The organism is Escherichia sp. MOD1-EC6475, assembly GCF_003046645.1.
GTDB classification, from domain to species: domain Bacteria; phylum Pseudomonadota; class Gammaproteobacteria; order Enterobacterales; family Enterobacteriaceae; genus Escherichia; species Escherichia ruysiae.
In genome coordinates, this window is sequence record NZ_PZKQ01000034.1 from 12,996 (window position 1) to 30,190 (window position 17,195).

Annotated in this window: 15 protein-coding genes and 1 pseudogene; 9 read left to right on the top strand and 7 right to left on the bottom strand. The window is 52.5% G+C overall.

Features of this window, described 5'->3' with window-relative positions:
• Positions 1 to 14: 14 nt before the first annotated feature.
• The 3 genes from glnG to glnA form a co-directional block, all read right to left on the bottom strand.
• Positions 15 to 1,424, bottom strand: a complete 1,410-nt coding sequence (gene glnG / locus A7589_RS11855; RefSeq protein ID WP_016160055.1) for a nitrogen regulation protein NR(I) — start codon at positions 1,422 to 1,424, stop codon at positions 15 to 17.
• Positions 1,425 to 1,435: 11 nt separating this feature from the next.
• Entirely contained in the window at positions 1,436 to 2,485 is a 1,050-nt protein-coding gene (gene glnL / locus A7589_RS11860; RefSeq protein WP_016160054.1) for a nitrogen regulation protein NR(II), read from the bottom strand.
• A gap of 174 nt (positions 2,486 to 2,659) precedes the next feature.
• Positions 2,660 to 4,069 carry a glutamate--ammonia ligase gene (gene glnA / locus A7589_RS11870; RefSeq protein ID WP_001271718.1) on the bottom strand — a complete coding sequence of 470 codons (1,410 nt, stop codon included), beginning with the start codon at positions 4,067 to 4,069 and terminating at the stop codon, positions 2,660 to 2,662.
• A 372-nt stretch (positions 4,070 to 4,441) separates the two neighbouring features.
• Between glnA and typA the strand changes: the two genes are divergently transcribed.
• From typA to A7589_RS11915, 8 genes and pseudogenes are all read left to right on the top strand, one after another.
• Positions 4,442 to 6,265 (top strand): ribosome-dependent GTPase TypA, encoded by a 1,824-nt coding sequence (gene typA, locus A7589_RS11880; protein WP_000570663.1) that lies wholly within the window; start codon positions 4,442 to 4,444, stop codon positions 6,263 to 6,265.
• Between the two features lie 246 nt (positions 6,266 to 6,511).
• A pseudogene (locus tag A7589_RS23075) lies at positions 6,512 to 6,628 on the top strand (aldose 1-epimerase); the annotation flags it as partial.
• A gap of 140 nt (positions 6,629 to 6,768) precedes the next feature.
• Positions 6,769 to 7,368 (top strand): glucose-1-phosphatase, encoded by a 600-nt coding sequence (yihX, locus tag A7589_RS11895; protein ID WP_010358056.1) that lies wholly within the window; start codon positions 6,769 to 6,771, stop codon positions 7,366 to 7,368.
• On the top strand, positions 7,362 to 8,234 hold the full coding sequence (locus tag A7589_RS11900; protein ID WP_000920720.1) for a virulence factor BrkB family protein: 873 nt from the start codon (positions 7,362 to 7,364) through the stop codon (positions 8,232 to 8,234). Before yihX ends, A7589_RS11900 begins: the two co-directional genes overlap by 7 nt.
• Complete coding sequence (gene dtd, locus A7589_RS11905) at positions 8,231 to 8,668, top strand: D-aminoacyl-tRNA deacylase (RefSeq protein WP_000560983.1); 438 nt, start codon at positions 8,231 to 8,233, stop codon at positions 8,666 to 8,668. The genes A7589_RS11900 and dtd overlap by 4 nt, the downstream gene beginning before the upstream one ends.
• 44 nt (positions 8,669 to 8,712) lie before the next feature.
• Positions 8,713 to 9,654, top strand: a complete 942-nt coding sequence (gene fabY, locus A7589_RS11910) for a fatty acid biosynthesis protein FabY (RefSeq protein ID WP_001297068.1) — start codon at positions 8,713 to 8,715, stop codon at positions 9,652 to 9,654.
• Position 9,655: 1 nt separating this feature from the next.
• Positions 9,656 to 9,814: a hypothetical protein gene (locus tag A7589_RS22950; protein ID WP_157945228.1), complete on the top strand. Its 159-nt coding sequence runs from the start codon at positions 9,656 to 9,658 to the stop codon at positions 9,812 to 9,814.
• 271 nt (positions 9,815 to 10,085) lie between these two features.
• The gene (locus A7589_RS11915; protein ID WP_001251295.1) at positions 10,086 to 10,283 is read left to right on the top strand and encodes a ribbon-helix-helix domain-containing protein; all 198 of its coding nucleotides are present in this window, start codon (positions 10,086 to 10,088) and stop codon (positions 10,281 to 10,283) included.
• A gap of 352 nt (positions 10,284 to 10,635) precedes the next feature.
• Here A7589_RS11915 and fdhE read toward each other — a convergent pair whose 3' ends face one another.
• The 4 genes from fdhE to fdnG are packed head-to-tail and all read right to left on the bottom strand — an operon-like array spanning position 10,636 to position 16,159.
• The gene (fdhE, locus tag A7589_RS11920; RefSeq protein WP_108188847.1) at positions 10,636 to 11,565 is read right to left on the bottom strand and encodes a formate dehydrogenase accessory protein FdhE; all 930 of its coding nucleotides are present in this window, start codon (positions 11,563 to 11,565) and stop codon (positions 10,636 to 10,638) included.
• On the bottom strand, positions 11,562 to 12,197 hold the full coding sequence (gene fdoI, locus A7589_RS11925) for a formate dehydrogenase cytochrome b556 subunit (RefSeq protein ID WP_000829031.1): 636 nt from the start codon (positions 12,195 to 12,197) through the stop codon (positions 11,562 to 11,564). The genes fdhE and fdoI overlap by 4 nt, the downstream gene beginning before the upstream one ends.
• Positions 12,194 to 13,096, bottom strand: coding sequence for a formate dehydrogenase O subunit beta (gene fdoH, locus A7589_RS11930; RefSeq protein WP_000331377.1), 903 nt, complete (start codon positions 13,094 to 13,096; stop codon positions 12,194 to 12,196). Before fdoH ends, fdoI begins: the two co-directional genes overlap by 4 nt.
• Positions 13,097 to 13,108: 12 nt before the next feature.
• The gene (fdnG, locus tag A7589_RS11935) at positions 13,109 to 16,159 is read right to left on the bottom strand and encodes a formate dehydrogenase-N subunit alpha (protein ID WP_010723259.1); all 3,051 of its coding nucleotides are present in this window, start codon (positions 16,157 to 16,159) and stop codon (positions 13,109 to 13,111) included.
• Between the two features lie 193 nt (positions 16,160 to 16,352).
• On the opposite strand from fdnG, the gene fdhD reads away from it, so the two are divergent.
• On the top strand, positions 16,353 to 17,189 hold the full coding sequence (gene fdhD, locus A7589_RS11945) for a formate dehydrogenase accessory sulfurtransferase FdhD (RefSeq protein ID WP_000753604.1): 837 nt from the start codon (positions 16,353 to 16,355) through the stop codon (positions 17,187 to 17,189).
• Positions 17,190 to 17,195: the final 6 nt, after the last annotated feature.

Sequence of the window (17,195 nt, forward strand, 5' to 3'; positions counted from 1 at the left end):
ACACCAGCCGTGAATCACTCCATCCCCAACTCTTTTAACTTACGTGTCAGGGTGTTACGTCCCCAACCAAGCAGTCGCGCTGCTTCCTGTTTATGTCCCTGCGTATGTCGCAATGCGGTGGTCAGTAACGTCCGCTCCAGCTCTGGCTGCGCTTCAGAAAGCAGGTTTTGATGACCGGAACGCAGCGCCCGATCTGCCCACTGTGCTAACAATGTTGCCCAACTGTCCGGTTGCATAGTGGAAGGACTTTCCGGTACGGTTGATTCAAACAGTTCGCTTGGCAAATCCTGAATCAACACTTCCTGTCCGGCGGCCATCACCGTTAACCAGCGGCAGGTGTTTTCCAGTTGGCGCACGTTCCCCGGCCACGCCAGACGCGTCAGGGCGGCTTCGGTTTCCGGATGCAGCAACTTCGCTTCTACGCCCAATTCGCGCGCGGCAACCTGTAAAAAATGGCGCGCCAGGCGGGGAATATCTTCCCGACGCTCGCGCAGTGGTGGCAGATGAACACGGATAACGTTCAGGCGGTGGAAAAGATCCTCACGGAACTTGCCTTCCTGCACCCGCTGTTCGAGATTCTGGTGAGTCGCGGCAATAATACGCACATCCACTTTCACCGGCGCATAGCCGCCAACGCGGTAAAACTGACCGTCTGCCAGCACGCGCAGCAAACGCGTCTGCACATCCAGCGGCATATCGCCAATTTCGTCGAGAAATAACGTACCGCCATCGGCCTGTTCAAAACGCCCCTGGCGAACGGTATTGGCACCAGTAAACGCGCCTTTTTCGTGACCAAACAGTTCTGATTCGATCAAATCTTTTGGGATAGCCGCCATATTCAGCGCGATAAACGGCGCTTTGGCTCGCGGGCTGTGGCGATGCAGGGCATGAGCGACCAGCTCTTTACCGGTGCCGGACTCACCATTGATCAACACGCTAATCGAAGAACGCGAAAGCCGACCAATAATTCGGAACACGTCCTGCATGGCTGGTGCTTCGCCGATGATATCGGTTGTTGGGCCGTTAAGCTGAATATTGCGTGGCTGCTGCTGTTCCTGGTAATGGCTGATGGCGCGCTCAACCAGCGCCACGGCTTCGTCGATATCAAACGGTTTGGGCAGATAATCAAACGCCCCTTGTTGATAGGCGCTAACGGCGGCATCCAGATCCGAGTGCGCGGTCATAATGATGACCGGAAGCATCGGATGGCGCTGTTTAATCTGTTTGAGCAGCGCCAGCCCGTCCATTCCGGGCATACGGATATCTGAAAGCAGCACATCCGGCGTTTTGCTCGCCAGCGCCTCCAGCACCTCCGCGCCGTTCTCAAACGTCGTACAAGTTAAACCCGCCCCAGCGAGCGCACGTTCAAGCACCCAACGGATGGAACTATCGTCATCGACTACCCAGACTATCCCTCGTTGCATAAACGTCACCTTTATTTCCTGATAGGCAGGTAAACCGAGAACTCGGTATGACCTGGCCAACTGGTAAATTCAATTTTGCCTGAATGCTGATCAATCAAATTACGGGCGATGGATAAGCCAAGCCCGGTGCCGCCTTCGCGACCGCTGACCATCGGGTAAAACAGAGTATCCTGCAAATGAGGCGGAATGCCTGGCCCGTTGTCTTCTACATCGATCCGCGCTGCCAGCCGATAACGCTCACTGTGCAAGGTCAGTTGAAACGCGGTGCGGGTACGCAGAATAATTTCGCCGCCTTCCGGTCCCAGTGCCTGTAACGCATTGCGCACAATATTCAGCAATACCTGTTCAATTTGATCCGGATCGTGCGCCAGTTCCGGCAGGCTGGGGTCGTAATCACGAATCAACCGCACGTTACCCGGCAGTTCCATCGACACCAGCGCCACCACGCGTTCTGCCACCTTGTGAATACTTTCGGTAACACGTGTGCCAGGCAGTTGCGGCCCCAACAGACGGTCGACCAGATTACGTAATCTGTCCGCCTGCTCGATAATCACTTTGGTATATTCGAGTAGTGACGGGTCAGGTAATGCTTTGCTGAGCAGCTGCGCCGCGCCACGTAAACCGCCAAGCGGATTTTTAATCTCATGCGCCAGGCCGCGTACCAAATCGCGGGCAGCTACCTGCTGGGCGTGCTGTAGCTGTTCCTGACTTAAGCGGCGCTGATTATCCATTGGTGCCATCTCCAGCAGGATCATGCCATCTGGCATACGCTGAGCCGTCACAGAAAGGATATGTGAGCGCCCGTCAATCACCAGCGTCACTTCGTTATCGGTAAACCCTTGCCCCGCCTCCAGACTTTCTTGCATCAACTCGATATTTAATGAGAAGTAGCTCAACAGTTCCGGTAACGGCGTACCGAACAATTTGCGGGAGCTTTGGGCGAGCAGTTGTTGCGCGGCGGGGTTGGCGTAATGTATCGCCAGATTGTCATCAATTAACAAAATACTGTTAATCAGCGAGTTGAGGATCTGCCCAGCATCGGGCTGCGTGCCTGTTGCCATAAAGCAGTCTCCTGAACAGGTTGCACCATTTTAGTGCATTATAGCTTTTTACGGATAAAAAGCGCGAAGCATCAGAGAAATGACGGAGAAAAAAGCCCATGCAGAGATGGGCTGAAAGTTTCCACGGCAACTAAATCCCGGCGTTGTTCGCGCCGGGTAGTACAACTTCAACTATTAGACACTGTAGTACAGCTCAAACTCTACCGGATGCGGAGTCATACGCACGCGGTCATTTTCTTCGCGACGTAGAGCGATGTACGCATCGATCGCTTCATCCGTGAACACGCCACCGGCTTTCAGGAACTCGCGGTCCAGATCCAGTTCGTTCAGTGCTTCTTCCAGAGAGCCTGCAACTTGTGGGATCTCTTTCGCTTCTTCTGGCGGCAGGTCATACAGGTTTTTGTCCATGGCTTCGCCCGGATGGATCTTGTTCTTGATACCATCAAGACCGGCCATCAGCAGGGCAGCAAAGCACAGGTACGGGTTAGCCGCCGGGTCCGGGAAACGTACTTCGATACGACGTGCTTTCGGAGAAGAAACCACCGGAATACGGATAGACGCAGAACGGTTACGTGCAGAGTAAGCCAGCATTACCGGTGCTTCGTAGCCCGGGACCAGACGCTTATAAGAGTTGGTGGTCGGGTTTGCCAAGGCGTTAATCGCTTTAGCGTGTTTGATTACGCCGCCAATGTAGTACAGCGCCTGCTCAGACAGACCTGCGTATTTATCGCCCGCGAACAGGTTAACGCCGTTTTTAGACAGCGACATGTGGCAGTGCATACCGGAGCCGTTATCACCGAACATCGGTTTTGGCATAAAGGTCGCAGTTTTACCGAAGCGATGCGCTACGTTGTGCACAACATATTTGTAGATCTGAATTTCGTCAGCTTTTTTGGTCATGGTATTGAAGCGGGTAGCCACTTCGTTCTGACCAGCAGTCGCTACTTCGTGGTGATGGGCTTCAACCACCAGACCCATCTGTTCCATCACCAGACACATTTCAGAACGAATATCCTGAGCAGAGTCTACCGGTGGAACCGGGAAGTAACCGCCTTTCACTGCCGGACGGTGACCTTTGTTACCACCTTCGTATTGGGTGGAGGAGTTCCATGCGCCTTCGATATCGTCGATAGCAACGTGAGAACCGGAGATAGAAGATCCGAAACGGATGTCATCGAACAGGAAAAATTCTGGTTCTGGCCCGAACAGTACGGTGTCGGCAATGCCAGTAGAGCGCAGGTAATCTTCGGCGCGTTTCGCGATGGAGCGCGGGTCACGGTCATAGCCTTGCAGGGTGCCAGGTTCAAGGATGTCGCAACGGATAATCAGGGTAGAGTCGGCGAAGAACGGGTCAATCACTGCGGTGGATGCGTCTGGCATCAGCACCATGTCGGATTCGTTAATGCCTTTCCAGCCGCCAATCGAGGAGCCGTCAAACATTTTGCCTTCTTCGAAGAATTCAGCATTCACCTGATGAGCAGGGATAGTGACGTGCTGTTCTTTACCTTTGGTATCGGTGAAGCGCAAATCAACAAACTTCACTTCGTGCTCGTTCAGCATCGTCAGTACGTGTTCAGCGGACATACTTTAACTCTCCTGGATTGGTCATTGTCGTCGTGGTAACGAAATCTGCAATTATTTTGGCCGTGTCGCCGTAAAAAAGATAAAGCGAAATCTGTGCCAACTTTTAAATTGCCCCTAAAAGGCGTTATCATGCTTAACATCGTGCAAAAGGGCTGCACCGTGATGTGAATGTTGCACCAATATAGTGCTTCAATGGAAACATTAAGCACCATGTTGGTGCAATGACCTTTGGATAACCCTTTTTATGCTCCGTGAAAGCGATCACAAAGGGACTCTGCAATACTTGTTTGCGGAGGATGTTTGTGATCCTGTTTTGTAGTGCGATTAATCCGTGTACAATAACGCGCTATTTCTAATGCCTGAGGCAAAGTTGTGATCGAAAAATTGCGTAATATCGCCATCATCGCGCACGTCGACCATGGTAAAACCACCCTGGTAGACAAGCTGCTCCAACAATCCGGTACGTTCGACTCTCGTGCCGAAACCCAAGAGCGCGTGATGGACTCCAACGATTTGGAGAAAGAGCGTGGGATTACCATCCTCGCGAAAAACACCGCTATCAAATGGAATGATTACCGTATCAACATCGTTGATACCCCGGGGCACGCCGACTTCGGTGGTGAAGTTGAACGTGTAATGTCCATGGTAGACTCAGTGCTGCTGGTGGTTGACGCATTTGACGGCCCGATGCCGCAAACGCGTTTCGTAACCAAAAAAGCGTTTGCTTACGGCCTGAAGCCGATTGTTGTTATCAACAAAGTTGACCGCCCAGGCGCGCGTCCTGACTGGGTTGTGGATCAGGTATTTGACCTGTTCGTTAACCTCGACGCGACCGACGAGCAGCTGGACTTCCCGATCGTTTACGCTTCTGCGCTGAACGGCATCGCGGGTCTGGATCACGAAGATATGGCGGAAGACATGACCCCGCTGTACCAGGCGATTGTTGACCACGTTCCTGCGCCGGACGTTGACCTTGACGGTCCGTTCCAGATGCAGATTTCTCAGCTCGATTACAACAGCTATGTTGGCGTTATCGGCATTGGCCGCATCAAGCGCGGTAAAGTGAAGCCGAACCAGCAGGTTACTATCATCGATAGCGAAGGCAAAACCCGTAACGCGAAAGTCGGTAAAGTGCTGGGCCATCTCGGTCTGGAGCGTATCGAAACCGATCTGGCGGAAGCTGGCGATATCGTGGCGATCACAGGCCTTGGCGAGCTGAACATTTCAGACACCGTTTGCGACACGCAAAACGTTGAAGCATTGCCGGCACTCTCCGTTGATGAGCCGACCGTTTCCATGTTCTTCTGCGTTAACACCTCTCCGTTCTGCGGTAAAGAAGGTAAGTTCGTAACGTCTCGTCAGATTCTGGATCGTCTGAACAAAGAACTGGTACACAACGTTGCGCTGCGTGTAGAAGAAACCGAAGACGCCGATGCGTTCCGCGTTTCTGGTCGTGGCGAACTGCACCTGTCTGTTCTTATTGAGAACATGCGTCGTGAAGGTTTCGAACTGGCGGTATCCCGTCCGAAAGTTATCTTCCGTGAAATCGACGGTCGTAAACAAGAGCCGTTCGAAAACGTGACTCTGGACGTTGAAGAACAGCATCAGGGTTCTGTAATGCAGGCGCTGGGCGAGCGTAAAGGCGAGCTGAAAAACATGAATCCAGACGGTAAAGGCCGCGTACGTCTCGACTACGTGATCCCAAGCCGTGGTCTGATTGGCTTCCGTTCTGAGTTCATGACCATGACTTCCGGTACGGGTCTGCTGTACTCAACCTTCAGCCACTACGACGACGTACGTCCGGGTGAAGTGGGTCAGCGTCAGAACGGCGTACTGATCTCTAACGGCCAGGGTAAAGCGGTAGCGTTCGCGCTGTTTGGTCTGCAGGATCGCGGTAAGCTGTTCCTCGGTCACGGTGCAGAAGTTTACGAAGGTCAGATTATCGGTATTCACAGCCGTTCTAACGACCTGACTGTAAACTGCCTGACCGGTAAGAAACTGACCAACATGCGTGCTTCCGGTACTGACGAAGCCGTTGTTCTGGTTCCGCCTATCCGCATGACTCTGGAACAAGCTCTGGAGTTCATCGATGATGACGAACTGGTAGAAGTTACTCCGACCTCTATCCGTATTCGTAAACGTCACCTGACGGAAAACGATCGTCGCCGCGCGAACCGTGGTCCAAAAGAAGATTAATTTTTCTTTTTAGTCGTGAAAAACCTGCCAGTGATGGCAGGTTTTTTTTTGCCTTTGCAGGTCTGATAAGATGCGTCAGCATCGCATCAGGCATTATCGAAAGCCCTGCACACGGAGAAAATCCGCAATCGCGTCAGTGTTGTTGTGACCAATAACACTTTCAGCACAGGCACTCGCCATTACCCATCGCAATGCCTTTCCCAGCCATCCTCAAAATAAAGGCTATGATTTCATCCAGCGCGATGCACCTGGGTTAACCCGCTTACCCAGGCACCTGACGCAATAAATCTAACGCCGGAATTTGTGACGCCAGATAAGCCGCTGGTCATAGAAACTCGTCGGCCATTTACGCCTGAATCTTAACCATTCATCTATTGTGAAAAAGCCAGTGAAATTACTCTGCTTTTTCGCAATCAGCGTCACAAGATTACCCATATTGCCACATAGCCAAACCCCTCCTTTCCCGCTACAGTTAATTTCCTGTGGCGAGAAAGGAGGCAAAAATGCTCTATATCTTTGATTTAGGTAATGTGATTGTCGATATCGACTTTAACCGTGTGCTGGGAGCCTGGAGCGATTTAACGCGTGTTCCGCTGGCATCGCTTAAGAAGAGTTTTCATATGGGGGAGGCGTTTCATCAGCATGAACGTGGGGAAATTAGCGATGAAGCGTTCGCAGAGGCGCTGTGCCATGAGATGGCCTTACCGCTAAGCTACGAGCAGTTCTCCCACGGCTGGCAGGCAGTGTTTGTCGCGCTGCGCCCGGAAGTGATCGATATCATGCATAAACTGCGTGAACAGGGGCATCGCGTGGTGGTGCTTTCCAATACTAACCGCCTGCATACCACTTTCTGGCCGGAGGAATACCCGGAAATCCGCAACGCTGCCGACCATATCTATCTGTCGCAAGATTTAGGTATGCGCAAACCGGAAGCGCGAATTTACCAGCATGTTTTACAGGCAGAAGGTTTTTCACCAGATGAGACGGTCTTTTTCGATGACAACGCCGATAATATAGAAGGGGCTAATCAGCTAGGCATTACCAGCATTCTGGTGAAAGATAAAACCACCATCCCGGACTATTTCGCGAAGGTGTTATGCTAAAAACCATCCATGAAAAAGCCAGGCATCGTACCCGTCCGCTATGGGCCTGGCTGAAACTACTCTGGCAACGCATTAATGAGGACAACATGACAACCCTGGCAGGTAACCTTGCCTATGTGTCGTTGCTCTCATTAGTGCCGCTGGTTGCCGTTGTTTTTGCGCTTTTCGCCGCTTTTCCCATGTTTTCCGACGTCAGCATTCAGTTGCGTCACTTTATTTTCGCCAACTTTCTGCCTGCCACCGGCGATGTTATCCAGCAATATATCGAACAGTTTGTTGCCAATTCCAACAAGATGACCGCCGTCGGGGCATGTGGCCTGATCGTCACGGCGTTATTGCTGATGTACTCCATCGATAGCGCACTTAACGCCATCTGGCGCAGTAAACGGGTGCGTCCCAAAATTTACTCGTTTGCCGTGTACTGGATGATTTTGACGTTAGGGCCGCTGCTGGCAGGAGCCAGTCTGGCGATCAGCTCCTATCTGCTCTCCCTGCGCTGGGCGAGCGATCTCAATACTGTTATCGATAATGTGCTGCGTATTTTTCCGCTGCTGTTGTCGTGGATCTCCTTCTGGCTGCTGTACAGCATTGTTCCTACCATCCGCGTACCTAACCGCGACGCTATTGTCGGCGCGTTTTTCGCTGCGCTCCTGTTCGAAGCAGGAAAGAAAGGTTTCGCGCTTTATATCACCATGTTCCCGTCATATCAGCTCATTTACGGTGTGCTGGCGGTGATCCCCATTCTCTTTGTCTGGGTCTACTGGACATGGTGTATCGTCTTGCTTGGCGCGGAAATTACTGTCACTCTCGGGGAATACCGCAAACTAAAACAAGCAGCTGAACAAGAAGAAGACGACGAACCATGATTGCATTAATTCAACGCGTAACCCGTGCCAGCGTCACCGTGGAGGGAGAAGTGACGGGCGAAATTGGCGCGGGACTTTTGGTGTTATTGGGTGTCGAAAAGGATGACGACGAACAGAAAGCAAATCGTCTGTGCGAGCGTGTGCTCGGCTACCGCATCTTTAGCGATGCCGAAGGCAAGATGAATCTCAACGTGCAACAGGCGGGCGGCAGTGTACTGGTGGTTTCCCAGTTTACCCTCGCCGCAGATACCGAACGGGGGATGCGCCCAAGTTTCTCCAAAGGCGCATCACCGGATCGCGCAGAGGCGTTATATGACTATTTCGTCGAACGCTGCCGCCAGCAAGAGATGAACACGCAAACAGGACGCTTCGCTGCGGATATGCAGGTATCGCTGGTCAATGATGGCCCCGTGACATTCTGGTTGCAGGTATGAGCCAGCTTCCAGGGTTGTCACGGGAAACAAGAGAGAGTATCGCTATGTATCACCTTCGGGTTCCACAAACAGAAGAAGAATTAGAGCGTTACTATCAGTTTCGCTGGGAGATGTTGCGTAAACCCCTGCATCAACCGAAAGGTTCTGAACGCGACGCATGGGACGCGATGGCGCATCACCAGATGGTCGTCGATGAGCAGGGGAATCTGGTGGCGGTAGGGCGGCTGTATATCAATGCCGATAACGAAGCCTCCATCCGTTTTATGGCGGTACATCCGGACGTGCAGGACAAAGGGTTGGGGACGCTGATGGCGATGACGCTTGAGTCGGTGGCGCGTCAGGAAGGCGTTAAGCGCGTGACCTGTAGCGCCCGCGAAGATGCGGTGGAGTTTTTCGCCAAGCTGGGGTTTGTGAATCAGGGAGAAATCACCACACCAACTACCACGCCCATTCGTCATTTTTTGATGATTAAACCTGTCGCTACTCTGGATGATATTTTGCATCGCGGCGACTGGTGCGCACAGCTCCAGCAGGCGTGGTATGAACACATCCCATTAAGTGAAAAAATGGGCGTGCGTATTCAGCAATATACTGGGCAAAAATTTATCACCACCATGCCGGAAACCGGCAATCAGAATCCGCATCATACGTTATTTGCCGGGAGTTTATTCTCGCTGGCAACACTCACCGGTTGGGGGCTTATCTGGCTGATGCTGCGTGAACGCCATCTCGGCGGAACGATTATTCTGGCTGACGCGCATATTCGTTACAGCAAGCCGATTAGCGGTAAACCTCATGCGGTAGCCGACCTCGGTGCGTTAAGTGGCGATCTCGACCGTCTGGCGCGCGGGCGTAAAGCGCGGGTGCAAATGCAGGTTGAAATCTTTGGCGACGAGACGCCTGGTGCGGTGTTTGAAGGGACGTATATCGTTCTTCCCGCTAAGCCATTTGGCCCGTATGAAGAGGGCGGGAACGAAGAAGAGTAGGGTGGACGTTTTAATTAAAGATCGGTTGGTGGCGGCACTGACCGGTCAGTTACGGATGATTAATTTCACCTTAATCTCCGGTGCTGTAAAGAAGCTGACTTTTTTCGGGTACACCACCTGGATGATGCAAATGAAGACCCAATCAAAAAAATATTCTTGAATATAATATATTCATAACACCCATAACTCATCCTTATTATTTATTGTCGCTTTTCTGTGGGAGTGTCCCCGCCTAATTAAGAGTAATAAATTATTCTGGGCGATAACTAAGCCATTTTTGAGTAACAATTAAAATAATTGCAACTGTTGTATTATTTCTGGAAAACGTCTCGCAAAAACAAAACCGTATGAAAAAATAAGCTTTCGTCAGTTAATTTTTCGGCGTAATTTTCGCACATACATTAATGAGTAATTTATGTAAGGTGGTGAAAATGGCGATGAATACGGTTTTTCTTCATTTATCAGAAGAGGCAATTAAACGGCTGAATAAGCTCAGGGGCTGGCGTAAGGTTTCGCGATCTGCAATTTTACGCGAAGCGGTAGAGCAATATCTGGAGCGTCAGCAATTTCCGGTGCGTAGGGTAAAAGGCGGCAAGCAAAGGAGTGAGGCAGTAGGTGTTGAAGAATAGTGTAAGCTGCGCGAGGAATGGTAATGGCAAAAATGATACCAATCAGAATACTGAAAAGTGCGCGTTGTTCATACCGGATGCGGCTTGCACGCCTTATTCGACCTACAAAATCATGCCAATTCAATATATTGCAGTTTTTGGGGTAGGCCTGATAAGCGTAGCGCATCAGGCAATCTTACGTTTGTCATCAGTGACATACCAATAACCTTATCGATGTGTTGCTGGGAAAATTGAGACCAAACAGGCACTGACAGCATGGACTTGAATTGGTAACGCGGAATACGAGAGATGGTGTATCACACCCTATGAGCTGTAATCCGGGCGACCTGCGCCACCCGGAAAACGTCAGAGATTACTCCCCTTCACCTGGAAACAGGAACGGGTTGATGGAACTACGGGCATAGCCTTCTTGCTCCATTCGCGCGTCCAGTACCAGAGAGGCGAGGTCATCTACCACGGCTTCAACTTTCGGCTCTTTTTCCTGATAAAGAATCTTCAGGTAAGTGCCACAGTCATCGCAGCTTTCGGCTTTAATCGCGGCCTGTTCGTCATCCAGCGACCAGTAATGCAGTTTGCCGCTCTGCTCGCAGTTGCTGCATTTTACGCGCACCACGTGCCATTCGGTTTCGCACAGGTTGCAGTGCAGATAACGCAGACCCTGAGTGGTGCCAATTTGCACCATGCTGGACACCGGCATAGAACCACAAACCGGGCAATATTGACGTTGTTCGCCGTATTCTGCGCGGGCTTTGCCGGGGATCAGGTTAGCCATTTGCGCCCAGTAGAGCGACAGCGCGGCCCAGATAAACGGTGCTTTATCGCTGCTGACGGAGGAGAAATCAGAGGCAAACAGCGCGCTGGCCATATCTTCCAGCTCCTGGGTTGATGCCTTCTCCAGATTCTCAATCACGGCCAGCGCCGGACCGCTCATTTCAGGTTTCAGCTCGGCAATCAGCGCCATCAACAGTTTTTGCCAGTGCTTATCGCGCGGCAGAACGTGAATATCCAGCGGTGGCTTGCCTTGTGCGCTGGCTTCTTTAATGCGTGCAGTCAGATCCATCTCCAGCGGATGGTCGTACAGCACCACTTCCTGGGCGTGGGCGATAAGCGCAGCAAAGCGCAGGTAATCACCCAGCGGATTATTTTCTGCCAGTTCGCGCAGACGCTCGGCGCGGCGGTTGTACAAATTTTTGAGCCGAGGGAACAATAACGGCGGAATCATATCCGCCGTACGTTTCTCGCTCGAACCCAGCTCATCTTGCGGGATTATGCGAATACTCATTCAGCTTTCTTTTCCGTTGTCTTGCGGACTTCACGATACCAGCGTGGATGGTGTTTCTTCGCCCATGCGCTGGTAACCCATCCTTCCACCATGGCGGTAATCGTGCCTTTCACCCAAAGGGCGGCGTAGATATGCACCATGATAACCACAATTAACGCTACTGCGGCAAATGAATGCAGCATTAACGCGAATCGGATCACCGGGATTGAGAAAGCAGGCGCAAAATAAGGACGCCAGATAATCACACCGCTCACCAGCAGCAGAACCAGGAAAATAATCGCTGCCCAGAAAACGCATTTCTGACCGAAGTTATAACGCCCGGTGTCACCTACTTCCTCGTTGACGACGATCTTACGAATATTCTTCGCCCAAAAGATATCATCCCGATTGATTAGGTTGTGATGCCAGTAACGGAAAAACATGATGATGAACGAGGCAAACATAACCACGCCGACAAACGGGTGCAGAATTCGCGCCAGCTGCGGTGTGCCCATGATTTGCATCAACCAGTTGAAGGATGGGAACAAAAAGCCCAGCCCACTCACCGCCGCCAGGATGAAGCAGAAGGCGGTTACCCAGTGGTTGATACGTTCCGGCGCGGTGTAGCGCACGATGGTGTCACGTCGTTTCATTTGCGCTCCTCGTCTTTCTCTTCGTGCAGATTGTTCTCTTCCTCATCCGCACGGTTCGGGCCGACACCCACGTAGTGGAAGATACTGGCCGCAAAGGTAGCCGCAAAGCCAACAGCCGCGAGCGGTTTCCAGATGCCTTTCCAGAATTTCACTGTTTCGCTGATTTCCGGGTTCTCCGGCAAGCCATGATACAGATTCGGCTTGTCAGCATGGTGCAGCACGTACATAACGTGTGTACCACCGACGCCAGCCGGATCGTACAGACCCGCATTGTCGTAACCACGGGTTTTCAGCTCAGCCACACGCTCGCTCGCCAGCGTTTTCATCGACTCTTTCGTACCGAAGTGAATCGCGCCCGTCGGGCAGGTCTTCACACAGGCCGGTTCTTGCCCAACCACCACGCGGTCAACGCATAGCGTACATTTGTAGACGCGGTTGTCTTCCGGGTTGAGGCGCGGAATATCGAACGGACAGCCCGCAATGCAATAACCGCAGCCAATGCACTGCTCGGACTGGAAGTCGACGATGCCGTTGGCATACTGAATAATTGCACCTTCCGCCGGACACGCTTTCAGGCAGCCCGGATCGGAACAGTGCATACAGCCGTCTTTGCGGATCAGCCATTCCAGTTTGTCATTCTGCTCCACTTCCGAGAAGCGCATTACCGTCCACGATTTGGCGCTTAAATCATTGGGGTTATCGTACACCCCAATGTTATTGCCGACGGTATCGCGAATGTCGTTCCACTCTGAACACGCCACCTGACAGGCTTTACAGCCGATACAGGTGGTAACGTCGATGAGTTTCGCCACTTCTTCCTGGAAGTCCCGCGCCTGAGGCGCGGGGGTCAGACCGTTAGTCGCGGAACGACGAATGATATCTTGAGATTGATAAGCCATATGTCGTCTCCGTTACACCTTTTCCACATTCACAAGGAAGGACTTAAACTCCGGCGTCTGCGTGTTCGCATCACCGACGAATGGCGTCAACGTATTGGCAATAAAGCCTTTTTTCGCCACGCCTTCATAGCCCCAGTGAATCGGAATACCGATGGTATCGATATCTTTGCCGTTCGCTTTCAGCGTGCGAATACGTTTGGTCACCACCGCTTTGGCTTTGATATAGCCACGGTTGGAGGAGACTTTCACGGTATCGCCCTGAGCAATGCCAAGTTTATTCGCCAGCGACTCACCGATTTCCACAAACTGCTCTGGTTGCAAAATCGCGTTCAACAGCGCGTGTTTGGTCCAGTAGTGGAAGTGCTCGGTCAGACGATAGGTGGTTCCGACATACGGGAACTTATCGGCTTTACCCAATGCTTCAGCGTCATCTTTAAAGATACGCGCAGCCGGATTCGAGATAACGTTTGGATGCAGCGGGTTAGTCCCCAGCGGCGTTTCAAACGGCTCGTAGTGTTCCGGGAACGGACCTTCCGCCATCTTATCGAGAGCAAACAGACGCCCCATGCCTTCCTGCTGCATGATAAACGGCCCAACGCCGCTGCCCGGAGGCGCTGCGCTGTAGTCCGGAATATCCCAGCCGGTCCACTTGGTGCCGTCCCATTTCAGCAACTGACGCTTCGGATCCCACGGGTTACCCTGCGGGTCTGCGGAGGCGCGGTTATACAGGATGCGGCGGTTAAGCGGCCATGCCCATGCCCAGCCCAGCGTGTTACCGAGGCCAGACGGATCGGCGTTATCTCGGCGTGCCATCTGGTTGCCTTCCGGCGTCCAGCTACCGGCGAAAATCCAGCAGCCACAGGAAGTCGTACCATCATCGCGCAGTTGGGCGAACGAACTAAGTTGTTGGCCTTTCTTGACGATAACCGCACCGGTTGCTGGATCGGTAATATCGGCCAGCGCCTTACCGTTGCTCTCCATCGCCACTTCTTCTGAAGATGGCTCATGCGGAATGGCGTAGTTCCAGGTCATGTTCAGTACCTGATCCGGGTTCGCGCCACCCTGTTCGGCATACATCTTGCGCAAGCGCAGGAAGATACCGGAGAGGATCTCGCCGTCGGTCAGTGCAATCCCTGGGGCGTCCGCACCTTTCCAGTGCCACTGCAACCAGCGACCGGAGTTAACGATAGAACCGTTCTCTTCCGCGAAGCAGGTCGATGGCAGGCGGAACACTTCGGTTTGGATCTTCGACGAATCAACTTCGTTCAGCTCACCGTGGTTCTGCCAGAAGTTAGAGGTTTCAGTGTTCAGCGGGTCGATGGTGACGAGGAACTTCAGTTTCGACAGACAACCGATCACTTTGTTTTTGTTCGGGAATGAGGCAACAGGGTTAAAGCCCTGGCAGATATAGCCATTGACCTTGCCCTCTTTCATCATCTCGAAGTATTGCAGGACGTCGTAACCTTTATCCCACTTCGGCAACCAGTCAAAGCCCCAGCTATTTTCCGCCGTCGCTTTATCACCAAAGAAGGCCTTCATCATTGAGACGAAGAATTTCGGATAGTTGCCCCAGTAGTTTACCTGGCCTTCCAGCAGCGGTTTCGGCGTGTTGGCGGTAAGGTAAGTTTGCAGGTCGGTCTGCTTCTCGCTTGGCAGCGTCATGTAACCCGGCAGGCTCTGCGACAGCAGCCCCAGATCCGTCAGCCCCTGAATGTTGGAGTGACCGCGCAGGGCGTTAACGCCGCCACCTGCCATCCCCATGTTGCCGAGCAGCAGCTGGATCATCGCCATGGTACGGATGTTCTGCGCACCAACGGAGTGTTGCGTCCAGCCGAGCGCGTAGAGGAACGAGGCGGTTTTATCGTGTGCACTGGTTTCGGCGATGTATTCGCAGACTTTCAGGAACGCGTCTTTTGGCGTACCACAGATGTTTTCAACCACATCTGGCGTATAACGGGAAACGTGCTGTTTCAGCAAGTTCCACACGCAGCGTGGATGTTGCAGCGTGGTATCGCGTTTGGCGAAGCCGTTTTCGTCCAGTTCGTAAGTCCAGGAGGATTTATCGTACTTGCGTTTTTCCGCGTCGTAGCCGGTGAACAGGCCATCTTCAAAGCCGTAATCTTCACGCACGATCAAGCTGGCGTTGGTATAGGCTTCGGTGTATTCGCGGTTGAATTTTTCATTGTTCAGCAGGTACAGCAATACGCCTGACAGGAAAGCAATGTCAGTACCGGAACGAATAGGGGCATAGTAGTCAGCCACCGCCGCCGTACGCGTAAAGCGAGGATCAATCACAATTAGCTTCGCGCCGTTGTGAATTTTGGCTTCCATCGCCCAGCGGAATCCTACCGGGTGAGCTTCAGCGGCATTACCGCCCATCACCACGACGAGGTTGGCGTTCTTGATGTCGACCCAGTGGTTGGTCATCGCACCGCGACCAAATGTTGGAGCAAGACTTGCTACCGTTGGTCCGTGTCAGACACGCGCCTGGTTGTCGACCGCGAGCATACCCAGCGCGCGGGAGAATTTTTGCGTTAAATAGCCGGTTTCGTTACTCGACGCGGAAGCACACAGCATCCCGGTGGAGAGCCAGCGGTTAACAGTCACGCCTTCGGCGTTTTGCGCAATGTAGTTCGCATCGCGGTCTTCTTTCATCAGTTTGGCGATGCGATCAAACGCCTCTTCCCAACTGATTTGCTGCCATTTATCAGAACCAGGCGCACGGTATTCCGGGAACTTCAGACGGCTTTCGGAGTGGATGAAATCCACCAGGCCAGCGCCTTTCGGACAAAGTGCACCACGGTTGACCGGGTGATCCGGATCGCCTTCGATATGGAAGATAGATGCTTTGGCGTTTTTTGCTCCGTCACCGAGGCTGTACATCAACAGCCCGCAACCAACAGAACAATAGGTGCAGGTATTACGGGTTTCGCGGGTGCGCAGCAGTTTATACTGCCTTGTTTCCGCGAGTGCTACGCTGGGTGCAAAGCCCAGTGCCGCTGCCGTGGTGCCTGCCATACCGCCAGCGCAGATCTTAAAGAACTGCCTTCTGCTGACCTGCATGGATTGCTCCTTGTTTCGACATTGTCACGTCCCATTTACATTCGCTTGCTGCGTGTGCAGGGAGTGGGAGTTATTTTTCTTTGCGGAAGGGGCCGCAAAGGTCCAGAATTGGCTCAATTTCCCTCCATCCAGGAAGGGTTTGTAACAGAATACCATAATCTTGGTGTGTGTGTTCTTATCTGGTTAAGAGAAAGTGAAAAAAACACAGCAAAAAGAAATCAAAAATGTGACAAATATCACGGGAATGCGACAAATTGAGTTATGGCAGCGTGACGATTTACAACATTCCCGGCTTGATGAAGTCGCGGAAGAAGTTCCCGTTGCGTTGGTCTACAACGGCATTTCGCACGTAGTGATGATGGCTTCGCCAAAAGACCTTGAACGCTTTGCGCTTGGTTTTTCGCTTTCCGAAGGAATAATCGAAAGCCCGCGTGATATTTTCGGCATGGATGTTGTTCCCTCGTGTAATGGTCTGGAAGTGCAAATCGAACTTTCCAGCCGTCGCTTTATGGGGTTGAAGGAGCGCCGCCGGGCGCTGGCGGGGCGTACAGGCTGTGGCGTGTGCGGCGTGGAGCAACTTAATGACATCGGTAAACCGGTGCAGCCGCTGCCGTTCACCCAGACGTTTGATCTCAACAAACTGGATGATGCATTACGCCATCTCAATGATTTCCAGCCCGTGGGGCAACTGACCGGTTGTACCCATGCCGCAGCCTGGATGTTGCCGTCTGGCGAACTGGCGGGCGGACATGAAGATGTGGGTCGTCATGTGGCGCTGGATAAACTGTTAGGTCGGCGGGCGCAAGAAGGTGAACGTTGGCAGTCGGGGGCGGTGTTGGTTTCCAGCCGCGCCAGCTATGAAATGGTGCAAAAATCGGCGATGTGCGGAGTAGAAATTCTGTTTGCGGTGTCTGCCGCGACAACGCTTGCCGTAGAAGTCGCCGAGCGATGTAACCTGACGCTGGTAGGTTTTTGTAAGCCGGGACGGGCGACGATTTATACCCATCCGCAACGGTTGATTCATAATTAAAGAAAT

Coding starts and splice junctions, on each gene's coding strand:
- fdhE (WP_108188847.1), bottom strand. CDS start 11,565: ATGAGTATTCGCATAATCCCGCAAGATGAGCTGGGTTCGAGCGAGAAA.
- A7589_RS11900 (WP_000920720.1), top strand. CDS start 7,362: ATGCTAAAAACCATCCATGAAAAAGCCAGGCATCGTACCCGTCCGCTA.
- glnL (WP_016160054.1), bottom strand. CDS start 2,485: ATGGCAACAGGCACGCAGCCCGATGCTGGGCAGATCCTCAACTCGCTG.
- A7589_RS11915 (WP_001251295.1), top strand. CDS start 10,086: ATGGCGATGAATACGGTTTTTCTTCATTTATCAGAAGAGGCAATTAAA.
- glnA (WP_001271718.1), bottom strand. CDS start 4,069: ATGTCCGCTGAACACGTACTGACGATGCTGAACGAGCACGAAGTGAAG.
- yihX (WP_010358056.1), top strand. CDS start 6,769: ATGCTCTATATCTTTGATTTAGGTAATGTGATTGTCGATATCGACTTT.
- dtd (WP_000560983.1), top strand. CDS start 8,231: ATGATTGCATTAATTCAACGCGTAACCCGTGCCAGCGTCACCGTGGAG.
- fdoH (WP_000331377.1), bottom strand. CDS start 13,096: ATGGCTTATCAATCTCAAGATATCATTCGTCGTTCCGCGACTAACGGT.
- fdoI (WP_000829031.1), bottom strand. CDS start 12,197: ATGAAACGACGTGACACCATCGTGCGCTACACCGCGCCGGAACGTATC.
- glnG (WP_016160055.1), bottom strand. CDS start 1,424: ATGCAACGAGGGATAGTCTGGGTAGTCGATGACGATAGTTCCATCCGT.
- fabY (WP_001297068.1), top strand. CDS start 8,713: ATGTATCACCTTCGGGTTCCACAAACAGAAGAAGAATTAGAGCGTTAC.